The sequence below is a fragment of the Novosphingobium sp. KACC 22771 genome, assembly GCF_028736195.1.
GTDB lineage: Bacteria > Pseudomonadota > Alphaproteobacteria > Sphingomonadales > Sphingomonadaceae > Novosphingobium.
This window is the reverse complement of the sequence record NZ_CP117881.1, coordinates 1,942,270-1,964,878: the sequence shown is the minus strand read 5'-3', so window position 1 is coordinate 1,964,878 and position 22,609 is coordinate 1,942,270. Positions and strand designations below refer to the sequence as shown.

General features: G+C 61.2%; 20 protein-coding genes, 1 tRNA gene and 3 pseudogenes. 17 read left to right on the top strand and 7 right to left on the bottom strand.

What is annotated here, in order from left to right:
- Positions 1 to 7: 7 nt before the first annotated feature.
- The 11 genes and pseudogenes from PQ467_RS08960 (at position 8) to tnpC (ending at position 9,233) form a co-directional block, all read left to right on the top strand.
- The gene (locus PQ467_RS08960) at positions 8 to 694 is read left to right on the top strand and encodes a quinoprotein dehydrogenase-associated SoxYZ-like carrier (RefSeq protein WP_443192934.1); all 687 of its coding nucleotides are present in this window, start codon (positions 8 to 10) and stop codon (positions 692 to 694) included.
- A gap of 19 nt (positions 695 to 713) precedes the next feature.
- The gene (locus PQ467_RS08955) at positions 714 to 1,628 is read left to right on the top strand and encodes a quinoprotein relay system zinc metallohydrolase 1 (RefSeq protein WP_443193003.1); all 915 of its coding nucleotides are present in this window, start codon (positions 714 to 716) and stop codon (positions 1,626 to 1,628) included.
- 147 nt (positions 1,629 to 1,775) lie between these two features.
- Positions 1,776 to 2,879 carry a branched-chain amino acid aminotransferase gene (locus tag PQ467_RS08950; protein WP_274173097.1) on the top strand — a complete coding sequence of 368 codons (1,104 nt, stop codon included), beginning with the start codon at positions 1,776 to 1,778 and terminating at the stop codon, positions 2,877 to 2,879.
- A gap of 150 nt (positions 2,880 to 3,029) precedes the next feature.
- Positions 3,030 to 3,875 carry a glutathione-dependent disulfide-bond oxidoreductase gene (gene yghU, locus PQ467_RS08945; protein ID WP_274173096.1) on the top strand — a complete coding sequence of 282 codons (846 nt, stop codon included), beginning with the start codon at positions 3,030 to 3,032 and terminating at the stop codon, positions 3,873 to 3,875.
- A gap of 108 nt (positions 3,876 to 3,983) precedes the next feature.
- Positions 3,984 to 4,058 (top strand) — tRNA-Gln (locus PQ467_RS08940).
- A pseudogene (locus tag PQ467_RS22705) lies at positions 4,027 to 4,479 on the top strand (Arm DNA-binding domain-containing protein); the annotation flags it as partial. The gene PQ467_RS08940 and the pseudogene PQ467_RS22705, both read left to right, overlap by 32 nt.
- A gap of 728 nt (positions 4,480 to 5,207) precedes the next feature.
- Positions 5,208 to 5,522, top strand: a pseudogene (locus tag PQ467_RS08930) (tyrosine-type recombinase/integrase); the annotation flags it as partial.
- Positions 5,523 to 5,526: 4 nt separating this feature from the next.
- A complete protein-coding gene (locus tag PQ467_RS08925; RefSeq protein ID WP_274173095.1) occupies positions 5,527 to 6,726 on the top strand; it encodes an IS91 family transposase in 1,200 nt (399 codons plus the stop codon).
- Positions 6,727 to 6,899: 173 nt separating this feature from the next.
- Positions 6,900 to 7,325, top strand: a complete 426-nt coding sequence (locus PQ467_RS08920) for a transposase (RefSeq protein WP_274173094.1) — start codon at positions 6,900 to 6,902, stop codon at positions 7,323 to 7,325.
- A gap of 26 nt (positions 7,326 to 7,351) precedes the next feature.
- Positions 7,352 to 7,678: an IS66 family insertion sequence element accessory protein TnpB gene (gene tnpB / locus PQ467_RS08915; RefSeq protein WP_274173093.1), complete on the top strand. Its 327-nt coding sequence runs from the start codon at positions 7,352 to 7,354 to the stop codon at positions 7,676 to 7,678.
- Positions 7,679 to 7,709: 31 nt separating this feature from the next.
- Positions 7,710 to 9,233, top strand: a complete 1,524-nt coding sequence (gene tnpC / locus PQ467_RS08910) for an IS66 family transposase (RefSeq protein WP_274173092.1) — start codon at positions 7,710 to 7,712, stop codon at positions 9,231 to 9,233.
- 402 nt (positions 9,234 to 9,635) lie between these two features.
- Here tnpC and PQ467_RS08905 read toward each other — a convergent pair whose 3' ends face one another.
- From PQ467_RS08905 to PQ467_RS08880, 6 genes are all read right to left on the bottom strand, one after another.
- On the bottom strand, positions 9,636 to 11,561 hold the full coding sequence (locus PQ467_RS08905; protein WP_274173091.1) for an AAA family ATPase: 1,926 nt from the start codon (positions 11,559 to 11,561) through the stop codon (positions 9,636 to 9,638).
- Entirely contained in the window at positions 11,558 to 12,073 is a 516-nt protein-coding gene (locus tag PQ467_RS08900) for an ABC-three component system middle component 5 (protein ID WP_274173090.1), read from the bottom strand. Before PQ467_RS08900 ends, PQ467_RS08905 begins: the two co-directional genes overlap by 4 nt.
- Positions 12,070 to 13,416, bottom strand: a complete 1,347-nt coding sequence (locus tag PQ467_RS08895; RefSeq protein ID WP_274173089.1) for an ABC-three component system protein — start codon at positions 13,414 to 13,416, stop codon at positions 12,070 to 12,072. Before PQ467_RS08895 ends, PQ467_RS08900 begins: the two co-directional genes overlap by 4 nt.
- A gap of 366 nt (positions 13,417 to 13,782) precedes the next feature.
- Entirely contained in the window at positions 13,783 to 14,238 is a 456-nt protein-coding gene (locus PQ467_RS08890) for a hypothetical protein (RefSeq protein ID WP_274173088.1), read from the bottom strand.
- Between the two features lie 374 nt (positions 14,239 to 14,612).
- Entirely contained in the window at positions 14,613 to 14,915 is a 303-nt protein-coding gene (locus PQ467_RS08885) for a type II toxin-antitoxin system RelE/ParE family toxin (RefSeq protein WP_274173087.1), read from the bottom strand.
- A gap of 2 nt (positions 14,916 to 14,917) precedes the next feature.
- Positions 14,918 to 15,163, bottom strand: coding sequence for a type II toxin-antitoxin system ParD family antitoxin (locus tag PQ467_RS08880; RefSeq protein ID WP_274173086.1), 246 nt, complete (start codon positions 15,161 to 15,163; stop codon positions 14,918 to 14,920).
- A 200-nt stretch (positions 15,164 to 15,363) separates the two neighbouring features.
- On the opposite strand from PQ467_RS08880, the pseudogene PQ467_RS08875 reads away from it, so the two are divergent.
- From PQ467_RS08875 to PQ467_RS08865, 3 genes and pseudogenes are all read left to right on the top strand, one after another.
- A pseudogene (locus PQ467_RS08875) lies at positions 15,364 to 16,001 on the top strand (tyrosine-type recombinase/integrase).
- Positions 16,002 to 16,337: 336 nt separating this feature from the next.
- Positions 16,338 to 16,715: an effector-associated constant component EACC1 gene (locus tag PQ467_RS08870; protein ID WP_274173085.1), complete on the top strand. Its 378-nt coding sequence runs from the start codon at positions 16,338 to 16,340 to the stop codon at positions 16,713 to 16,715.
- Positions 16,716 to 16,717: 2 nt separating this feature from the next.
- Positions 16,718 to 18,418 carry a hypothetical protein gene (locus PQ467_RS08865; RefSeq protein ID WP_274173084.1) on the top strand — a complete coding sequence of 567 codons (1,701 nt, stop codon included), beginning with the start codon at positions 16,718 to 16,720 and terminating at the stop codon, positions 18,416 to 18,418.
- A 458-nt stretch (positions 18,419 to 18,876) separates the two neighbouring features.
- Here PQ467_RS08865 and PQ467_RS08860 read toward each other — a convergent pair whose 3' ends face one another.
- A complete protein-coding gene (locus PQ467_RS08860) occupies positions 18,877 to 19,626 on the bottom strand; it encodes an SDR family oxidoreductase (RefSeq protein WP_443192933.1) in 750 nt (249 codons plus the stop codon).
- Positions 19,627 to 19,722: 96 nt separating this feature from the next.
- Between PQ467_RS08860 and PQ467_RS08855 the strand changes: the two genes are divergently transcribed.
- The 3 genes from PQ467_RS08855 (at position 19,723) to PQ467_RS08845 (ending at position 22,464) form a co-directional block, all read left to right on the top strand.
- On the top strand, positions 19,723 to 20,628 hold the full coding sequence (locus PQ467_RS08855; protein ID WP_274173083.1) for an AraC family transcriptional regulator: 906 nt from the start codon (positions 19,723 to 19,725) through the stop codon (positions 20,626 to 20,628).
- Positions 20,544 to 20,966: a serine hydrolase gene (locus PQ467_RS22700; RefSeq protein ID WP_337995119.1), complete on the top strand. Its 423-nt coding sequence runs from the start codon at positions 20,544 to 20,546 to the stop codon at positions 20,964 to 20,966. Before PQ467_RS08855 ends, PQ467_RS22700 begins: the two co-directional genes overlap by 85 nt.
- A gap of 388 nt (positions 20,967 to 21,354) precedes the next feature.
- A complete protein-coding gene (locus PQ467_RS08845) occupies positions 21,355 to 22,464 on the top strand; it encodes a S41 family peptidase (protein WP_274173081.1) in 1,110 nt (369 codons plus the stop codon).
- Positions 22,465 to 22,609 lie beyond the last annotated feature (145 nt).

Genomic DNA, 22,609 nt, shown 5'->3' with positions numbered 1-22,609 from the left:
TTCGCCCATGTGGACCTATCATGCGGCCCGCCTGTTCAAGGGGGCGCCCGTGGTGTTCGACCCGCGGGTGCGGCTGCAGGTGCCGATGATCGCCGAAAACCAGCATCAGTTCCCCGTCACCGTGGACGCGCGCACTGTTCCCGGCGCATCACGGATCATCATCTTTGCCGATCTAAACCCCTTGACCCAGGCGGTCGATTTCCGCCTTCCCCACGCCGCGCCCTTCCTCTCGCTGCGCATCAAGCTGGACCAGCGCACCCCGGTGCGCGCGGCGGTGATGGGGGCCGATGGGGCGTGGCATGTGTCGGGCGTCTGGGTCGATGCGGCGGGGGGCGGCTGCTCGGCCCCGCCCGTCAGCCGGGCCAAGGGCGACTGGGCGCTGCATCTGGGCGAAATGCGGGGGAGCGCGTGGAAAGAGGCCGACGATCTGCGCCTGCGCGTATCGATACGCCATCCGATGGACACCGGCCTTGTGGAAAATATTCCCAGCTTTCATATCGAAACCATCCACCTGCGCGATGCCGCCGGGGTAGAACTGGGCAGCATGACGGTCGAGGGCTCGGTCAGCGAGGATCCCGCCTTCACGTTCCTTTTGCGCCCCACCCGCGAAGGCCCGATCAAGCTGCAGGCACGCGACAGCGAGGGGCGCGAGTATCAGGGCGTGATCGGCCCGCAGAGCCGCCCGCGTGGTTGAGCTTCTGACCCGGCGCGCCATGATCGGCGCGATGCTGGCCGCGCCTTTGGCCGCGCACGCGGCGCAGCGCTATAAGCTCAAACCCGATCTGGTCGCCCCCGGCGTCTGGGTGGTGCGCGGTGCGGATGAGGCGATTGCCTTTGCCAATGGCGGGGCGATTGCCAATTGCACGATATTGGCGGCAAAGGGCGGCGCGATCCTGTGCGATTGCGGGCCGTCGCTGGCCTATGGTCAGGCTTTGGCCGAATTGGCGCAGAAACTGAGCGGGGGGCCGGTGTTGCGGGTACTGATCACGCATCTGCACCCCGATCACGCGATGGGGGCTGCTGCGTTTGATCCGGCGATCATCGCCGCCCTGCCCGAAACGCGCCAGGAATTGGAGCGCGACGGGCGCGGCTTTTCCGATGGCATGTATCGCCTGTTGGCCGATTGGATGACGGGCACGAATGTCGTGCTGCCGGGGATGGATGTGGTGCCGGGGCCGTTGGAAATCGGCGGGCGGGCGCTGGAGGCCATTGCGCTGTCGGGCCATTCGGGGGGTGATCTGGCGATCATGGATCGGGCCAGCGGAACCTTGATCGCGGGCGATCTGGTGTTTCACAACCGCGCGCCCGCCACGCCCGATGCCGATCTGGCGGCGTGGCGGCGCAGTCTCGATACGCTCGACAGGCGGGAGTTTGCGCAACTGATCCCCGGCCATGGCCCGGTGGACGCCACCCATGGCGCTATTGCCCAGACGCGCGACTGGCTGACCTGGCTGGAGGGCGCGCTGGCCGATGCGGTGGCGCGTGGGCTGGATATGGGCGAGGCGGGCGACATCGCGATCCCCGAGCGTTTTTCGGGCGTGGCGATAGCGCGCTATGAATTGCAGCGCTCGGTTTCCCATTTTTACGCCCGGCTTGAGTCCAGCGAATTGCCCCGCATCGACAATTGATGGGTTTCAGGCGGTTTTCCCGCGCCGACAACCGTGCTATCAGCCGATACACAAACGGGTCTTGCGATTTTTAATTTCAAGACCCTTGCCTTGTGCGTAATTTTCGTTCAAAGGCAACCGCATTCACCCCATGAGGAGTCGTGTATCATGGCGACCATCGCCGAGCCTGTCCTGTCCTTCACCCGCCTGCCCCACCCTGCCCCCGTGGCCGATGCGGTGCGCGAGGGGATTCTGGCCGCGCCCGGCTTCGGCACCCAGTTTACCGACCATATGGTGGTGATCGAATGGACCGAAGGAAAGGGCTGGCACGATGCCACGCTTGGCCCGCGCGGCCCCATCCCGCTCGATCCGGCGGCCAGCGTGCTGCATTATGCGCAGGAGATCTTTGAGGGTTTGAAGGCGTATAAGCACGCCGACGGCTCCATCGCGCTGTTTCGGCCCGATGCCAATGCCCAGCGTTTCAACGCCAGCGCGGCCCGTCTGGCCATGCCCGAATTGCCCGAAGAGGTCTTTGTCGAGGCGGTGCGCCAACTGGTGCTGGCCGATCAGGCGTGGATCCCGGAGCAGGAAGGCGCTTCGCTTTATCTGCGCCCCTTCATGATCGCCACCGAGCCCTTCCTTGGCGTGCGTTCGGCCAAGCAGTACAAGTTCATCGTGATCGCCAGCCCCGCCGGCAACTATTTCAAGAGCGGCGCGCCCGCCGTGTCGATCTGGGTTTCGGAATATACCCGGGCGGCGCCGGGCGGCACGGGCGCGGCCAAGTGCGGCGGCAACTATGCCGCCTCGCTGGTGCCGACGGCTGAGGCGTTTGCCCGCGGCCACGATCAGGTGCTGTTCCTCGACGCCGCCGAGCACAAGTGGGTGGAGGAACTGGGCGGCATGAACCTGTTCTTTGCCTTTGAGGACGGCAGCCTGCTGACCCCGCCGCTGTCGGGCACGATCCTGCCCGGCATCACGCGGGCGAGCCTGATTGAACTGGCGCGCGAGGAAGGGCTGACTGTGCGCGAGGAGCGCTATTCCATCGATCAGTGGCGCGAGGACGCGGCCAGCGGCAAACTGCTCGAAACCTTCGCCTGCGGCACGGCGGCGGTGGTGACGCCGGTGGGCCGCGTGGCCTCGCCCGACGGCACCAGCTTTACCATCGGCAGCGGCGGCCCGGGCCAGACCACGGCCAAGCTGAAGGACCGTCTTGTGGCGATCCAGCGCGGGCAATCCGCCGACACGCATGGTTGGGTTGTGAAGCTGGCGTAAAGTCAAACGGGATTGCATCAAGCGGGGGCTGTAAACGCCCCCGCTTTTCTTTTGCGCGATCAAAACTTTCTTGCGGCGCCCCGGTCTGGCGGATCGCGCGCGAGGTTCCTATGTTGCCGGGGCAATCAACCCCCGCAGGAGCCTGTCAGGATGAGCGACACCTATACCCCGCCCAAGGTCTGGACCTGGGACAAAGCCAATGGCGGCCAGTTCGCCAGCATCAACCGCCCCGTTTCGGGCGCCACGCATGACAAGGTGCTGCCGGTTGGCGAGCATGGGTTGCAGCTTTACTCGCTGGCCACGCCCAATGGGCAGAAGGTGACGATCCTGCTGGAGGAACTGTTGGCGGCGGGCCATGCGGGCGCGGAATATGATGCGTGGTTCATCGACATCGGCGCGGGCGATCAGTTCAGCTCGGGCTTTGTCGAGATCAACCCCAATTCCAAGATCCCCGCCCTGCTCGACCGTACCGAGGCCAAGCCGGTGCGCGTGTTCGAATCGGGCGCGATCCTGATTTATCTGGCCGAGAAATTTGGCGCTTTCCTGCCCACTACCGGGGCGGCGCGCGCGGAGACCTTCAGCTGGCTCAACTGGCAGATGGGCAGTGCGCCCTTCATCGGCGGCGGCTTTGGCCATTTCTATTTCTATGCGCCGGAAAAGTACGAATATCCCATCAACCGCTATGCGATGGAAACCAAGCGCCTGTTCGATGTGGCCGACAAGCGTCTGGCGCAAAGCCGTTTTCTGGGCAGCGACGACTATTCCATCGCCGACATGGCCGCCTATCCGTGGCTGGGCAACCTGTGGCGCGGCGAAGCCTATGGCGAGGCCAAGACCTTCCTAGGCCTTGACGAATACGAAAACGTCGGCCGTTGGGTGGGTGAAATCGACGCGCGCGAAGCGACGCAACGCGGACGTCTGGTCAACAATCGCAAGGGCTTGCTGGAGCGCCATTCAGCCGAGGATTTCGCCGCCCTTGTAAACGCGACCGCCTGATTATCCGCCCAAAGAGGCAATTTGCGCAAAAAGTTCAAATTGCCTCTTTTCTTACCCGCACAATGCCGTTATGCGACGCCTCCCGGCCCATGGTGGCCGATGCGATGCTGGGGTGTAGCCAAGCGGTAAGGCAGCGGTTTTTGGTACCGCCATGCGGAGGTTCGAATCCTCCCACCCCAGCCAGTCGAGTTCTCATGATTCGGCTTTGACGCAATACTTTACGGCAGAAACCTCAGAAAATTGGCTAGACAGGGCCAGACCCCGCCCGACTGGGCTGGACGCCTATTCTGCCATGATTTCTGCCATGATTTTATGTGCGCCAAACGCCGATGGAATCGGAACTATGGCCAAAAAAATCACCTTTTCGCCTGCCATGATTGACGCCCTTTGCGAGGGCAGCCTTGCAGATCCCATGACCCCCGGCCTGGCGATCGAAGCTCTCAAGTCCGGCAAGAAACGCTGGCGCTACCGCCGACAGGTCGCGCGTCAGAAAGTCGTCGCTACGATCTTCGGCGGCGTCTTTCCCGCCCAATCCATGGCGGAGGCCCGTGAATGGGCACGAGAGCTCAACACCCAGACTGAAGCCGGTATTGACCCGCGCGCTGTCCAGCGCGCCGAGAAAGCGCGCAACGCAATGACGGTGGCCAAAGCGCATGGCCTCTACATGATCGCCGTGCATGAAGGGCGGTCATCACGCGCAAAGCGGATCAACAAGCCGCGAACCATCAAGGATAAGATGGATGTCTACAACCACGACATCGGCCCCGCGCTTGGCAATCGCAACATCTATGAGGTCACAGAACGAGACCTCATCAAGCTGGTGGAAGCCAAGGGCAAGACCGCCAAGGTCAGGGCCAATCGCCTGGCCGCCGAACTGAAGGTTATTTTCGGCTGGGCAGCGTCCTTAAGAGGCCTTGAAGTCGGATTGGAGACGGATCCGTCAAAGCGCTTGGGCGATTTGCGTTTTCCCGAAAAAGCCCGAACCCGCAAACTCAGTCATCTCGAACTCGAATGGTTCCTTCAGGCTCTGGTGGAGGAAGAGCGGGATTTTCAGCGAGGCATGTTGCTTTGCCTTCTGTCAGCCGCACGCATTTCCGAAATGGCCCGAGCCAGAAGCGACGAGATCGTCAACGGTGTGTGGATCATTCCGTCAGCGCGCGCCAAAAATTCCTTCGAGCATAGAATCGCCCTCGGGCCTTGGGGACGCGCCCTGATGCAGACGAATCACGATTGGGTGTTCCCGGCCCTCAAAATCGATGGGCCTCGCAACAATTCGGTCTGGTACAAATGCCGCGACCGTGTGCTTGCTCGCATGGAAAAATTAGCCGGGCACCCCATTGGCTGTTCCCGGGCATGCACTATCTTAAGCCGCTTAGCACTCGACAGCTCCATCGCATCGCTGTCGATGCTGCCGAGTCTGCGGGTATCAAAAAGCGGGTCGGCCCACACACTCTCCGACACAGCTTCGCCACGCATCTATTGGAAGATGGCGTCGATATTCGAATCATCCAGGCGCTGCTCGGGCATGCGAACCTCGAGACCACCGCTTTCTACACCACGGTCGCAACTCGAACCGTGCGCGCGGTCATCAGTCCGCTGGACAAGTTGACGACGCTGCTCGAGCCGCAGGTGGCTCCTCCCGGCTGAGCCGGTGCGCGCCTCGCTCGAGGTCGCCGATATCTTCCGTAGCGCCGGGCCCGCGTATCGCTCAGCACACGCCGGGCATCTGAGCCTCGGCCAGCTCAAGGTCATGACGGCGATTGAGAATTGCCGCACCGCTGCGCTGGGCGGTCACGTCGAGGCCTGCGATGAATGCGGGCATTGGCGGGTCGCCTACAACTCGTGTCGCAACCGGCACTGCCCCAAGTGCCAAGGCGCTGCCGCGCGCACCTGGCTGGCCGCGCGCGAGGCCGACCTGTTGCCAGTTGGCTACTTCCACGTCGTGTTCACCCTGCCTAACGAGGTCGCAGACATCGCGTGGCAGAACAAGGCGGTGGTCTATGACCTGCTGTTCCGCGCCGCCGCGGACACGATGCTGACCATCGCCGCCGATCCCAAGCACCTCGGCGCGCGGGTCGGGATCACCGCTGTTTTGCACACGTGGGGATCGGCGCTGACCCACCACCCGCATGTGCACATGATCGTACCTGGCGGTGGCATCGCGCTCGACGGCACGCGATGGATATCATCGCGCCCCGCGTTCCTGCTGCCGGTGCGTGTGCTGGGCGCCTTGTTCCGCCGGCTGTTCCTCACCCGCCTGCTGGCGCTGTTCGACGCCGACAAGCTGGGCTTCTTCGGCACCCTGGCAGACCTCGCGACACGCAAGGCCTTCCTGCGATATCTGTCGCCAATCCGGAAGAAGCGCTGGGTGGTCTATGCCAAGCCGCCCTTTGCCGGACCGCAGGCGGTGCTGGCCTATCTCTCGCGCTACACGCACCGCGTTGCCATCTCGAACCGGCGCCTCATTGCCTTCAACGAGACCAGCGCGACGTTCCGGTACAAGGATTATCGCCCCGACGGGCACCAGCGCCAGCAGGTCACGACGCTGGCCACCGACGAGTTCATCCGCCGCTTCCTGATCCACGTCCTACCGCGCGGCTTCCACCGCATCCGGCATTACGGCCTGCTTGCCAGTTCAACGCACAACGAGGCCATGGCGCTCGCCCGCAGGCTGCTTGGCGTCACCGCGCCGATTGAGGAGACCGACACCAAACCCGACGAACCGCCCGATCATCGCCCGCCATGCCCATGTTGCGGCGGGCACATGACCATCATCGAAGACTTCGCCCGCTGGTGCCAGCCACGCGCACCGCCGCAGCCAGCACCGCCCGCCCGGAGAAACACGCCATGATCCGGCATGGCTTACCCTGCATGATGGCCGTGAACGTTGCGCCCCGGCCCATGGGGATAGGTGTGCCGACGCCGCCAGCACAGTCAAAATTGAGCTCATTGCCAGCAGGATCAGCGTAAGCGCCGTTCCGGCCCCACCTTGCGCGGATTTATGGCTGTTGCAGATGGGCGTGCATGGATGACACGAGGTTTGCGAGCGCACTGGACACCGACACTGAAGCGGCTCTGAGGCCGGCTCGGCGGGTTGAAGTTCTGACCGAGATGGCCGGACGGCGGCGCATCTGGACGCTGGAAGAGAAGTTGGCGCTGGTGGCCGAGATGGAGCGCTGCGGTAATATCGCGGCGCTGTCTCGGGAGCGCGGCGTCAGCACATCCTTGCTCTACACGTGGCGGCGTGAATTGCGTTATGCGGCTGAGGCCAGCCAACTGCCTCCACGCCAGGAGCCCATGTTTGTGCCGGTGGTGGCCAAGGCCTCGCCATCTGTGCCCGGCGATGGGATGGTGGAGGTGGAGATCGGCGGGACCTTGGTACGGATCGGACCATCGGTGCGGATCGATCTTGCGGCGGCCATCCTTCAGGTGCTGCGTGCTGCACCATGATCGGCATCGGCCAGAGCACGCGGGTCATGGTAGCCACGCGCCCGGTGGACTTCCGCAAGGGACCAGATTCCTTGGCTGCGCTGGTGGGTGCCGATTACGGCGGCGATCCCTATTCCGGCGTGATTTATGTATTCCGGGCCAAGCGGGTGGACCGAATTAAACTGGTGTGGTGGGACGGCACTGGCCTTTGCCTGATGGCCAAAAGGCTGGAGAGCGGTGGCTTCAAATGGCCGGGCATTCAGGATGGTGTCATGCGCCTGACATCGGCACAATTGGGCGCCTTGTTGGAGGGGCTCGACTGGCGCCGCGTGCATGGCGGGCGCAAGCCCATTGCCCCGCAAATTGCCGGTTGACGGGGCCTTCAGACGCTGATTCAATCCGTTCATGCTGATGGAAGCGGACCTGCCTGATGACGTTGAAGCGCTGCGTGCGCTCGTCCTCGAGCAGGCTCGCGAGCTCGAAGCGCTCCAGCATTTCAGGGCCCGGGCAGAACGCCTGCAGGCAATCATCGACGCCCTCCAGCGCCACCGCTTTGGCCGCCGATCCGAACAACTCGATCCTGACCAGTTCGAACTGGCCCTTGAAGACATCGAGACCGCGCTGGCCGAGGCCGAACAGGCCCGCGACAAGGCAAGCCGCACATCGCCGCCACGCCCGCGCAAGACCAATCGCGGATCCTTGCCTGCTCATCTCGAGCGGATCGAGCAAACCGTCGATGTCGAGCATAAGGCCTGCCCCTGCTGTGGCGGCGGGTTGCACCAGATCGGCGAGGATGTCTCCGAGCGCCTCGATGTGGTGCCCACAACCTTCCGTGTGCTGGTCACGCGCAGACCGCGTTACGGCTGCCGCTCGTGCGAGAGCGCCGTTGTGCAGGCCCCGGCACCAGGGCGTATCGTCGAGGGTGGCATCCCCACCGAAGCACTGATCGCGCAGGTGCTGGTGGCAAAATACGCTGATCACTTGCCGCTGTACCGGCAGGCGCAGATCTACGCCCGCCAAGGCATCCAGCTTGATCGCTCGACGCTGGCCGATTGGGTCGGGCGGGCAGCATGGTATTTGCGTCCCCTGCGTGACCATATTCTCGAACGGTTGCGTCAATCCGAGCGCCTGTTTGCGGATGAGACAACCGCACCAGTCCTTGAGCCGGGGCGCGGGCGAACCAAAACCGGCCAGATCTGGGCCTATGCGCGCGATGATCGTCCATGGGGCAGGATGGATCCGCCGATGGTGGCCTATGTCTATGCGCCAGATCGTAAGGCAGAGCGGCCAGAAGCCCATCTGGGCGGTTTTGCGGGCATTCTGCAGGTCGATGGCTATGGGGCTTATGCTGCGCTGGCCAAGCGACGCCAGCAGTTGCGGCTTGCCTTCTGCTGGGCGCATGTGCGCCGCAAATTCTACGAGTTGAAGGACAAGTCGCCGGTTGCCCTCGAAGTGCTGCGCCGCATTACCTTGCTCTATGTCATCGAAGCGGACATTCGCGGCCTGTCTGCCGAGCAGCGCAGGGCAGCACGCCAGGAACACAGCCGCATCCATGTCGATGACCTTCACCAATATCTCGACGCGCGGCAGCGGCAAGTCAGCGCCAAGTCCAAGATCGGCGAGGCTATCAATTATGCGCTCACCCGCTGGGACGGCCTCAGCCGTTTCCTCGACGATGGCCGCATCGACCTCGACAGCAACACCGTCGAACGCAGCATCCGGCCCTTGGCCCTTAATCGCAAAAATGCGCTCTTTGCTGGTTCCGACGAAGGCGGGGACAACTGGGCGGTGATCGCCACCCTCATCGAAAATTGCAAACTGTGCGGCATCAACCCGCACACCTGGTTGACCGAAACCCTCGCCAAGCTAGCCAACGGCCATCACGCCACACGCATCGGTGAGCTCATGCCCTGGGGCAATGTGGGCTGAAAACAGCGCTTACGGATCAGCGGCGCTTCGAGGACAATGGCCATCTGACTTCTATGCTGTTCCGCCCTTCACGGACTGGCCGGTAGGTTTGCTTCAGTCACCCCAATCCACACCAAAGCCCTTTTACCCATAGACCTGTGCGAGCCTCACCGCGGGTCGTAGTTGTAAGACTTTCGTACGCCTGCCGGCGCCCGAAACCCTTCGACTTTACTGCCGTTGCCACTTGAAGCCTCGAAGGGCCGGTCTCGCCAGTATCCGACGTCCAGCGCTTCCCGACTAACATCGAAGTACGACTGGCTGTGATCGAGACCATCGTCTTCTAGCATTGATTCGAAGCGCGGCGGGCGCGTCGAACTTGCGTTTTGCCGGCTCCCGGTTCGCTGCCTTTAGAAGACCACAGTCCTAATTAGTCCTCGTGGTCGATGGAGCGACAATAGCCAAGGAGGGTGCTACCTTCGTATATTTGCGTCCGACCACAAGATCGCTGTGCTCCAGTTCGGGGGCAATCTTCGACGTCGTAAAAATGATCTGGTGAAGGTGCTCAGCTTTCGCTGAATTAGACACAAGTACTCTCTGGAAATTCCAAGACCGCTCTTCGACCATCCCCTTGTCTTCAATATTGTCGAACAACATCCATCGCGGCAGACAGAAGCGCGCATCGGTAATTGAAGAGAAGAGGGTTGCTGCGGCAAAGCTGTTTTTTAGCACGACCATGCCGCTAGCGCTGCCCGAACGATTCTTGTCTTTGTTGATCGCGATCCAATCCTCGGCAAAGCTGAAGTCGACATGCTCCACCTTACCGAAATCGGAATGCTCCTCAAGATCGCGATCGAGGAGTGCCTTGGCCTCGCTGGAGATGAGCGTATAGGCTGAGCGCTTCCGTTGATCCTGTGACCGGCTGATCGCTTCAACCTCATTGCGCAGGCGAGTGAGGTCGTTGTTAAGGTCCTCCTTCTGCTCCGACAGGGTTCTGATTTTGCGACCTAGCTCAAGTCGCTTTTGAAGCACCTCGAGCTGGCTATCTATAAAACCGACCTTCCGACTGAGTTCGGCAACGCTGGCTTCGCGCTTGGTGGCTGGCCCCGTTCGCGAAACTTCAATTGTGGTCGACGCGCGGCGCAGTTCCAGCTTCGCGACGCGCAGATTGGCCGTCATAATCGCAAGCTCGTCTCGACGTTCTTCTTGGAGGGCGGTAGACTCCCGTAGCTGCATCTGCAGATCCAGACGAACAGCCAGGGTGCGGGAATCATCCGAGCCGTGAACTTGCGGTTCGTTGCACAGCTGACAGTGGTCCGCCGGCTTCTCCCGTACGACGGCGAAGCAGGACGGACAAAACTCGAAGTTAAGACGCCCTAGCGCCGTGAAGGTGAGCGCTGCATCGTCGAAGTCGCGCAGTGACTCTTTGAGGTGCTCAAGAAACGCCTCGGCGTCCTCTATTTCATAGCCTAAAGTCTCGATCGCATCAGTAAGATCGACAACCCGGCGCCGGCTCGTCTTGAACGCCTTGAGTGCTTCGGCTCGCGCGGTCTTCAACTCCTGCGTCGCTTCGCCGTCATCATCTTCATCGCCCAAAGCGTCAATGGCCGCAAGCAGGCGCGTCCGTTCTTGGCTCGCATCGCTGATACTGGTCTCGATGTGTTCGACCAAAATCTGTTCGCCGTACCCCGATGCCACTGCCATAAGGTTCGTCAAGGCGGTGGAAACGTCCTTGTACTTCTTCTCGGTTTCCCGAAGCAGGATTTGTCGGTCGTACAGCTCATAGCCGCCAATGCCTGCGAGCAACTCGCCGATCGCCTGCCGGGTTTGCCATGTGTCCCACCGGTCGACCCGGAAGATGCGCTGGATCGGCGTCAGCTGATCGACGTAGATCAGCCGGAGGATCTGATGCATGGTCAGATTGCTGGCACCATCACTGATCGCCTCGGGCAATCCGATCGCGCGAAAGAGGATTTGGCTGAAGCTGTAGCCGCGCTCCGGTCGGCTGTACGGATAGCTTTGCCAGAGATCGGAACCGGCGCTCAGGGCCTGATCCATCGGACCAAAGAAGATATCCATCGGTCGGCCGGGATCGGTCGAGACGTAGCGGCGGGTGGTCAGAACGCCTTGTGGTGTGGTGATCTGCAAAACAACCGCCTCCGCGCGTGACGCATAAGGCTTCCATTCACGAAGGTCTCCGCCGAGGCCGAAAAAAATGAAATCGGCGAGCGTCGACTTCCCTGACCCATTTGAACCGTGAATGATGTTGACGCCGCGGTGAAAGCGCTCGTCGTAGAGGACATTACTCGCCTGATAGACGAGCATGCGATCAACGATCAGCTGACTTCTCATGCGACCGGCCCCCGGGTCGGCACACCCGCTCGTTTGAAGAGGTTGTCCGGGCCGTCGATGGGAAGGTTGGCGATGTCGGTGATCAAAAAGGTCATCAACGCAGCCTGCGCGGCATTTTGCGCGCTCGCCCGATCGTGGAGTGAGGCAGGTATATTGCGCTGATCCAAGGAGGCGTATCGATCACGAAGGGCGTCTCGCTTGAGGAGGCTCCGACCAGCCAACTGCTTCAGTGCTGCAGACTGGTAAAGTTGCAGATCTTGCCAGATCGACGCGGTGCCGGGGAGATTGATGAACAAGTCTTTGACTGGCGGGAGGCGCAGTGCCCGCAGATTCTCGCGTACCGCCGCTGGAAGCTTCATCCGCAATGCCAAGGATGGATACATCAGCAGCATGTCGAGCAAGCGCAATTGGTCGATGGGGATGCCTTCCCCCTTCCATGTCAGCAGGCGGATTATGCGAAACGCGCAGTGATACGGATCGCGCGCCGCATACCAGATGCGAAGATCGGTCACGCGTCCCAGCTCACATGGCAATTCCCCGCCAAGTAGTAGAGTGCGTTGTCGACGAGCGCCGACGTAATCTCGCTACCAGGGCTGGAGAAGTGCCGGACGCATGGATCTAGAACGTCCGACTGGATGGCATGGTCGATCTGCGCGAGCGTTGCGCCTTCGCTGATCGGCCGCCGGACATGCCGTGCGAACCGGCTTTCCACGTCGCCCAGCAGCTGCGTGTAGCGCGTGACAGCAGAAGGTTGGGCAATATGGCGGCGAAGAGCCATGGCGAAACGCTCCTTGCGGCGCGTGGCATCCTTGATCTGGTAGGTGCGGCCCGCCTCGCGCAACTTCTGATCGAGCGGCCGGCGGTCATCCGCTGCGACTGTCGTGAAATAGGCGAAATCTTCCATAATGTCGGTGGTCACGCCTTGGGGGGCCACGATGTCCGTTGCGGGCGGCGGTGCGATCTCAACTCCGACCGTAGGCATAGTCCGGATTGTCGTCGCCACCGCGACAGGCAGCAGGTTCTGACCGGCCGAACTCGATGCCACACTCGTCGTGGAGCCTGCGACGACCAGACCGCGCGTCGAGGAGGACAGCGTCCGAAGCAGTTCACATACCGATAGATAGACAGGCGCTTGAGTGGTGTCTGGTTTGCAGATTTTAATGTGGTTGGTCTGGACCGCGATGGGCTCGGCGCCATAAACATTCGGATTAGCGGTCACACAGTCCACGACGTGTAAACCACCGGTCTTTTCGGTTTCGTAGAACGGACGAACAATGACTTTCTCACGCACCGCAAAGTTCGAGAAAAAGTTGCTGAGATCGAGGAGGTCAGCGCTACCGTATGCGAGCTGCTGGGATGCCTTGCTTTTGAAGGGCCTGAGAATGAAGTCGAAGGCGGTCGCCAGTTGCGCCCCTTGATGCGGCGTTCCTAGAAAGACAACTGCGCGGACTTTCTTTGCCAAATTCTGAAACCGGACGTCGGCAGAGTCGGCGCAGCGGCGCAGCATCTGCTTGACGATGAGCCCACCCAAGCTATGCGTGATTAGGACGATATTCTCAGCTTGGCGCGGCCGACTGATCAATCCATCTGCGAGCGTCGTTGCGAGGTCTTGGATCGAAGCGCCGCTGCCGAGCAATATGTCCGCGAAAGCACTGGAATCATACCCGGCGAGATAGACGTTGATGTTGTCGAACTCGTCCGCAAGCCATTGCGGCCAAAAGGCGCCATCCTGTGCAGTCCAGGTCGTACGACGATCTCCAGACAAACCGTGGATAAACACGACATCAAACGTCGGCGTTGAAACGCCATTCTGTGAACCGGTTGGGAATACCGGTGTAAGTCCTGCTGCCGTCACGACTATTCTATGCCCCCTCGACGAGCCGGTTTCGCTGCTGCGGTGCCGCGCGTCAAGCCGGTACCGCGAAGAATGCACAAACCTCTGGTTCGTCGGGCTTCCGACTCGAGGCGGACCAGACGATTTTCACCAATCATCACTGTCACGGCGGCTCTCGGGCTGAGGGCCGGTGAATGACCGGTATCGAGCGCATTACCGCTAAACGGCTTCACGCCGATTGAGCGACAGATTCTGGCAAAAACCGCCGTTGGAGGCCCGACTGCCGAACAGCGCATTATGGTCGGTTGCGCTGTTTCCGACTGTTTACATAATCGACACCTCGTAGTCGCTGGGATCGCTGCTCTTGAGTCCGGCGCTTGAGCCCACCTAGTGGTTGATGAAGTCGTTGTACCGGGCCTCCAGTACGACCGTCGCGTATATCTCTAGGAGGCACTGGCGGTTTGGGTCCGCCTCCTCAACCCATCGAAACTGCATGGCCGAGACACGATCGCGTGCTTCAGCGAACGCGATGGCGAAGACGGGATCACGCTCTAAGGCCTTCCTCGTCGGGCCACCCTTGACCAGGTTACCCGTGGCATGACGAGCTAGCTTGAAGGCGAATGGCGCATCATTGGCCTTCCCCGACCAATGTTCGCGGTGTCGATCGCGCAGACGGTCGGTACGCCCGACATAGAGGTGATCGTCCCCTTCGCTGAACAGGTAGACACCGCAACGGGGCACATTGAGCGGAAGCCGGACCCGTCCGGAGTGCGGGCGGCAGGTTATCAGCTTGATGAACGAGGGATGCAGGCTGTCGGCCAACGCAGCAAACTTCGGGTCCATAGTTTGGCGGGCTTCCTTCTCAAAATGCTTGGCAAGGGACGGGGCTGGGACGCCGCTGGCGTTCTTGAAATGCGATCACTTCCGAAATAGCGATGAGGGCGACGAAAAGCAGGTGTTTTCGGCATGTTGGATTTGGGGTGCGCACCTGTGGCTGTGGACCGACCGACTTGGACTCGTAGTCGATAGGCGGAAGTTCAATTTCTGAAAGACCGGTTTCGGTGTGAACCGACGCTCCAGAGGCTGCAGCGGAACGGCTTGAGTTGGTCGGCTGTGGCCCGAAGGAAGCAGGTCGCATCCAGACTTATCGCTCAGGAGAAGCTCCAAGTGGGGCGGAGATCTCTGCAGATTGGCTGCATGCCTTTACCTCGCCACGGCTAACCATCGAAATTCGAGGATATCCAATCTTCCCGACCATGCCGGACACGCAGAATGATGACCTCGTCCTCAGCTCCCACATCATAAATCACGAGATGGGCCTTGTAGGGATGCACGCGAACAGGCGGTGAGATCTCCTCGCGCAGGCGCGCGGCATGGGGATAGTCTGCGAGAAACGCGAAAATCGCGCTCAGCCCTTCGTGATAGGCGTCGGCCTGAGGCAGACCGAACTGCTCGATGCCCTCAAGAAAGATGGCTGTCAGATCATCGGCTGCGGCGCGTGTTAACTGGAAGCGGGGCACGGTCAGGCTTGCAAACCAGCCTGGCTTATCGCCCGCGCCCGGATGTCCGCCATCGTCTCATCACTCAGGCCGCTCGCTCGGGCTTCATCGATCAGGCGCTGCATGACGGAAACCTTGTCGGCGCGTTCCTGATCACGGCGGATAAGATCGCGCACATAGTCGCTGGCATTGCTATACCGGCCGGTGTCAGCTTGCGCCTCCACCCATTGCTTCATCGGGTCGGGCAGAGAAATGTTCATCGTGGCCATGGCAACCTCCAAGGCAAGGAAAATAGCAAAGATTGACAAAGTTTGTCAATTGCAACTCAGCCATGACCTGCCTTCATGGGCTGGTACCGTTATGCAGCCAACGCCTACACGATCTCCCGAGCGTCAAGCCCCACAACATTTCCTCCGTGGGGCCGCAGTCGTTCTCCAGAATGGCCAATTTGGGCCATCGGAGAATGATCATGGAAATGAATGAAACCGTGAATGCGTCCCCCCAGCGCCCGGTCTGGAATGCAGGGCGCGCTGTCGGTGCGAAGCGAGCCCTGAAGCCCAAGCAAATTTGGGAGATCCGCTTCTACCTCAATCAGCGCCGCCGCCTGAGGGATCGGGCGCTGTTCGACCTCGCGATCGACAGCAAGCTGCGCGGTTGCGACCTTGTCCGCATGAAAATTGGCGATGTGGTCAGCGGCGGGCAGATCCGAACGCGGGCCATCGTCATGCAACAGAAAACGGGGAGAGCTGTTCAATTCAAACTTCTCCCGGATGCCCGGGCTAGCCTGTTGGCTTGGCTTGGCTTGAGTGGCGGGGCGGCACTGTCGATGATTATGTGTTTCCAAGCCGAGTTGACCACAATGGTCACCTCAGCACCCGGCAATATGCCAGGCTTGTCGATGAATGGGTGACCGGGGTTGGTTTGATGCGCAGCGAATATGGCACGCACTCGCTTCGCCGAACGAAAGCGTCGATCATCTACCGGGCGACTGGCAATCTGCGCGCCGTCCAGATCCTGCTTGGCCACAGCAAAATCGAGAATACGGTCCGCTATCTGGGGATCGATGTGGAAGACGCGCTTGCCCTCGCCGAGAACACCGAGATTTGAACCGTTGGCTCCCCGCACCGCTGGCGGGGAGCCAACTTTGGTAGGCCTGGGACATTTCCGACTTTAGCACGAGCCCCGTCGAACAGCAGATTTTGCCTGAAGCCACCGTTTAACGTCGGCCTCGGTCCGCATTTCCGAAGGGAAGCACCGGAACTGAAAAGATAGCGGCTGGCTGGACGGCGGCTGCGCAATTCCGAACAAGTTAGCCTAGATAGGTTGGATCAAAGATACTCAACTTTGGACGCGAAGAAGCCTCGGTACGCTCACGGTCGCCTCTGCTTGCAGAGGCGCTAATTCTCGTTCAATATTATAAAGTGTGGCGTTTTTTTGGGGGGGATGAACGACGTAATCGAGCTTCATGTCGCGGTGCATGTCGAAAATGATCCGCATGGCCACAACACCGAACGCGCGATGCAAAACCTTGCCGACGAACTCCGCCAGGTGCGGCGCTTCGCGATCAATCGGCGCGAGCTGCCGTCCAATGCCGGCAGCAAGGGGACAGGCCTTCTCTTGCCCGAGATCCTGGTGTCGTTCGGCGCAGCCGGCGCAGTGTTACCAACCTTGGTGAGCGCGATCCGCGACTGGTTGTTGAGGCAGCCTCGCGGGACGACGTTGCGGATCAAGCGGGGCGACGTCGAGTTCGAGCTGAGCGGGCAAGACATGGACGAAAAGATGGCCGAGCTAATCAGGCGGCTCTTTCCCCGCAACGGCTGACCATGACCCGCCGTGCCTTGCTGATCGCCACGGGACGCTTTGCCGACCCTCAGATCCTCCCGCTCCAGTCGCCGATCACTAACGCGCAGCGGCTCGCCACGCTATTGTCGCGCGCAGACGTCGGCGGCTATGCGGTTACCCTGTGTCTCGATGAGCCATGCATCGCCCAGCGCTGTGCGGTCCAGGAATTCTTCGATCAGTCAGGCGGCGAAGACACGAACCTCATCCTTGTCACGGGGCATGGGATAAAGGACAAGTCTGGTCTGCTGCACTTCGCTGCTAGCGACACGCGCTTGGCTGCTCTCAACGCCACCTCGCTTGATGCGCGATACCTGATCGAGCGCATGAACGAAAGTATGGCGAGCCGACAGGTCCTGTTCCTCGACACCTGCTACAGTGGTTCCTTCGGCAAAGGTGTCACCGGGAAATCCGTCGCCATCAACAGCGGCGACTTTTCCGAAGCGTCCTCCGGCAATGCGGTGATCACCGCCTCAACGGCGATCCAGCAGGCCGGCGAGAGCGCCATCGCAGGGATCGTACAGTCACTGTTTACGCGCCACCTCATTGAGGGCATCGAGAGCGGTCAGGCAGACACCGATCGCGATGGCAGGATCACGCTCAACGAACTGTTCGACTATATACGTGGTCGCTTGCGAAAGGAGGCGCCCAACCAGACACCGCAGCCGTTCAATTATGGCCTTGACGGCGCCACCGTCCTCGTCCTCAACCCAGTACATGTTGCAGCGTCGCTTCCTGAAGCGCTGCTCGCCCGGATCGCGAAGGGCGATCGTCACGCGAAAGGCCTGGCGGTTGAGGACCTGCATGCGATTGCAGCCGAGCGCGGATCACTCGAAGCTGCGGCGATTGGTTTGCTGAAGAAGCTCGCCGGCGATGACAGTATGCATGTCTGCCGACTGGCCACCGACGCTCTGGCAGACCTGGGCGTCGCGACCGTAGATCCCGAATCTGCGGACAGCGCGGGATTGCCGCAATCTGGCAACACAGCGTCGCAGCACCGGCGAGACAACGGCACCGAACAGATTCGGGTCGAACCGGTCAGGCGCGAACGGAACGTCGTGCTCGCGCTGTGCGCGGCCGCCCTCCTCCTGGCGGGGCTCTTCTATTGGAAACCCTGGCAGCGCACGTCCGGGTCCTCGCCGGTCCAGAATGCAGAAATGCCCGCCGGCGACACGCTGATCGGTGCCGCGGATACCCCGCCGGGCAATGCGTCCGCGCCCGCGGCGATCGACTTTCCGAAAGCGACCTCGACTACCGCCGGGGCGCACTCCAGTCCGGAGAACAAGCCTAGTGCGGCCGCTAAAAATCCTGTGTCGAGCCCCGCACCGCAAGTCGCGCTGCATCCTTATCCCGATACAGGCCCCTTCAATGTGGTCTTCGACTGGACCAAGGCGGACATCAGTGGGGAGATGGCTTCGATCCTCGACACAGTGGCGACCGTCTATGCCAAGATCTCCGACAAGATTGTCGTCCGCATCGATGCTCCCATATCACCCGGAGAAACGGCGGCACTCGGCAAGCAAAGGGGCGCCGCGCTTAAGGCCTATCTGATCGGCAAAGGCGTGCCCGCGTCCAGCATCCAGATTATCACCACGAGGCGCGGACCGGACGGGTACGTCAAAGGCGTAGTCAGCGATTTAATGTACCGCAGGGCGGAGATCCATTTCTATACTGTGATGAATTGACCGGAGAGCATCGTCGGTCATGTTTCAGGACTGGGCGGGGACTAATCTGGCTATGATAGGCCCTTTGTTCTCACCCATCATAAACTGCATTTTCCGCTTGCCGGGTACATCTTCGTTCACCGCCTACCGACCGACGGCGAGCTCAGCGCAGTTCACCAGGATGCCCGGCGGCGACCCGCGCTCCGCAGAGCCTTACCGGCAGCTTTCGGCATGAGCCGCCAAACAGAGCGCTAGATCGGAATGGCGTGTCTTGGTCGCCTGCTGTCAGAATCGGAATCCCATATTATGGTCGGATGCTTTCGCTTCGCTGTGATGGAAATTGCCGCCTTCAAAGTGGACATTCCAATGGCAAGAGACCGAAACCCGAACCTGTCGTTCGTTCATAGGTTCGGGCATTGGGGATCTCATCCGCCGCGCGATCTCCTGTTTTCAAGAGCCACAGTGGAGAAGCTTGAGGGCTATGCGCCCCCGGCCAGCGCCAGCGCATCCGCCCCCGCCGGAAAGTGCAGCCGGCCTGTGCGATCCTGCACCGCATCCCACACCGCCTGGGCAACATCACCCTCGCGCGTGGTCAGGGCGGGCGCGGCAAAGGCTTCCAGAATGGGGCGGGCAAAATCGGCATACTCGCCCGGCAACAGATCGCTCACCGGCACGATGGCATTGGCGCCGAACCGCGTGGTCGGCGCATAGCCCGGCTCGACCAGCTTCACGTCAATGCCGAAATAGCCCAACTCATGTGCCAGCGAGCCGGTGAAACCCTCGATGGCCTGCTTGGTCGCGGTATAGGCGGCGGCCAGCGGAAAGGCCCCCAAAGTGACGCTTGAGGTGACATTGACGATGCAGCCCGAGCGGCGTTCCCGCATCCGGGGGATGAAGGCCTGACACATGGCCATCACGCCGATTGTGTTGGTCTCGATCAATTGCCGGATCAGGCTCATCGGCATGGCCTCGAAAGCGCCCACCCCGCCCACTCCCGCATTGTTGACCAGCACATCGATAGGCCCGGCTGCCTCTGCCAGAGCCGCGATGCTGTCCTGCGAGGTGACATCCAGCGGCAGGATGCGCAGCCGATCAGAGCCAGCCCCAAACACCGCCGGGTCGGGCTTGCGCATGGTCGCCACCACATTCCAGCCCTTGGCGAGGAAATGCTCCGCCGTTGCCTGGCCATAGCCGGAGGATGTGCCGGTGATGAGGATCGTCTTGGTCATTGCCTGTCTCCTTAATGTCGATGCAGGGAGAGATAGACGCAGGGATCAAGACAATATATAATCATAGATCCATATTCATTTACGGATCGTCCAGACATGGATCCCCTCAGCGAAATCATTGCCCTGCTTCGCCCCCATGCGGCCCTGTCGAAACCGATCACGGCGCGGGGGCGCTGGACGGTTCGCTATGAGGCGCATGATGCGCCGGGCTTCACGCTCATTCTCGCCGGGCAAGCATGGGTGACATTTGCGGGATCGGCGCCGCTGAGACTGGCGCAGGGGGATTTCCTGCTGATGCCCACAACGCCCGCCTTTTCTCTGGGCAGCGAGCCGGGGCTGGCCGGTCCTTTGCTGGAGCCCAGCAAGGAGGCGGTCCGGCATGGGGAGCAGGACGGCGAGCCAGATTTTGCGGCTCTGGGCGGCAGTTTCTCCTTTGAACGGGCCAATGCCCCTCTCCTGCTCGCGCTGTTGCCCGGCCTGATCCATATTCCCGCTGCACAGGGCATGACGGACCGTATGGGCCGGACCATCCACCTGCTGGCCGAAGAATGCACATCCAGCCATCCGGGCAAGGATCTGATCGTGCAGCGCATGCTCGAAGTGCTGCTGGTCGAGGCCCTGCGGTGGCAGGGGTTGGGACATGATGCCGCCACGACAGGTTTGCTGGCCGGGCTGAGCGATCCGGCGCTGGCCCGGGCGCTGCATGCAATGCATGCCGATATCCGCGCCCATTGGACCGTTGCGCAGCTGGCAAGGATCGCCGGCATGTCACGTTCGGCCTTTTCCGCGCGGTTCGGCCTGATCGTTGGCCGCGCGCCCATGGAATATCTCACCAGCTGGCGCATGGCGGTTGCCAAGGATGCGCTTGCCCGCGGCGGCAAATCACTGGACCGCATCGCCGATGACATCGGTTATGAATCCGCCAGCGCCTTCAGCACCGCCTTCCGCAAACACAACGGCACTCCGCCGGGCAGCTTTGCCAGAATGATGGGGGAGGCTTAGCCTGCCGCCGTAGCCGACATTCACGCAGCCTGTGCAGACCGGCTGCGCTAACCGCTTTTTGGCGGGCAATGGGTGATCGTGACAGGCGCTTGTACAATACCGAGCCGTTGCTGAACATCACGCAGACAGGCGGCTTACGCGACCACGCCGACGGCAATGGCCGCAATTCTGCGCTTCTCGTGCTCGGACAAGTGTTGTCGAACGATTCGCGTGAGCACCTGCGCAACCGGATGATCGGATGCCAGACAGGCGCAGACAGACCGCGTGCGGGATTGCCGGGAAATTGGGTTATCGCCGACAAAACCGGCGATAATGGTGCGGATGCGGCAGGGACATAGCACTCGTTTGGCCAAGTCCCGACGAGCCGATAGTGAGTTGCGTTTGCGAAATGCGGGGATCCTCCTGTCGTTCAAAGCCGTTGCTCAGATCGCCACTTCGACCAGTGAGCCATTCAACATCGTTAGAAATGCTTGTTCCCAAATGCCCTGCGGACTTGGCCCAGGGGTCGATTTGCCGCATAAGGAAATAACGATTTTTGGCGCCAATTGCGGACTGCTGCGCCTCCAAGGACGGTAAAAACAGGAAAGGACGCCTGCGCCATCCGGCACACTCGGAGATGAAAACAGGCAGGCTCGCGTGACCGATGCCGCAGCAGCGACAATCCCATTAATCTGTTCGATGACCCATGCCTTTGTATGCAGATACTGACCGATTTGGAGATGGCTTGTGAAAACAGCGTTGCGCCCCACCTTCAGGCTGATTGTCCTCCTGGCCCTGTTGAGCGCCGCACCCGCTGCGGCACAACCGTCTTCAGCAGACCTGCCGGACGGCACCTCCGGGGCGCCGCGACTTACTCCGTCTGCGCGTAAAGCCACCGTGGTTGCGCTCGCGCGGCGTCTGCGCAGCGATTATGTCTTCCCCGATACAGCCAACCTACTTGCCGACACGCTTACCGCCAAGCTCGCGCACGGCGGTTACGATAAAGCGCTGACCGTGACGGCGATGGCCGATGCCCTGACCCGGGATTTGCGCGAAATCGGCAAGGACGCCCATTTGGGGGGCCGTTTTGCACCCGATCAGACCGACGACAAATCTGCGGATCCTGCGCAGGAGCGCCGTGCCATGGCCCGCATGGGCTTCGGCATCAACGCTGTTCAGCGGCTTCCGGGCAATATCGGTTATCTCGATGTTCGTGGCTTCGGCCCCACGCCGCTGGTGGCTGAAGCCTATGCCGCAGCCATGTCTTTGCTCTCCGGCACCGATGCGCTGATAGTCGATATGCGCAGAAACGGCGGCGGCGAGCCGCAAAGCGTTACCGAACTGGCCAGCTATTTTTTTGCCAAAGATGACGTGAGGCACTTGAACGACCTTTACAGCCGCACCGATGGCCGGACGGTGGAATATCGGACAAATCCTGATGTGGCGGTGCATTATGCCGGTCCAATCTTCGTCCTTACATCCCGCTTTACCTTTTCCGGCGGCGAGGAATTTGCCTATGACCTACAGACCCAGAAGCGCGCGACGCTGATCGGGGAGGTCACCGGCGGCGGTGCCAACCCCGGAGATTTTGTACCATTGCCGAATGGTTTTGCCGCCTTCATACCTACCGGCCGCGCCATCAATCCCGTAACCAAGGCCAATTGGGAGCATGTCGGCGTTCAACCCGATCTCGTTACCCCGGCGAGCGAGGGCATGAAGATTGCCTACACCGCCTCGCTCAAGGCCCTCGTCGCCAGGGCTGACAGTCCGAGGCAACGCGAAACGCTCTCCGCCTGGATCGCAAGCGCAGAAAAAGGCGAGGTTCAATTGCCTACCTACACACCACCAACGCGATAACACGTCTGCCTCTGTCACAAGGCAGCGGCTTCCATTAGGCTCGCCATAATGCGGTGTCGGACTGAAGACGCTGACGGAGCCGCCCTTTTGGCAGCAAAAATGTTTTGTTCAAACCTGCCGTAGGTTCATTTACCGCAACCGCGTG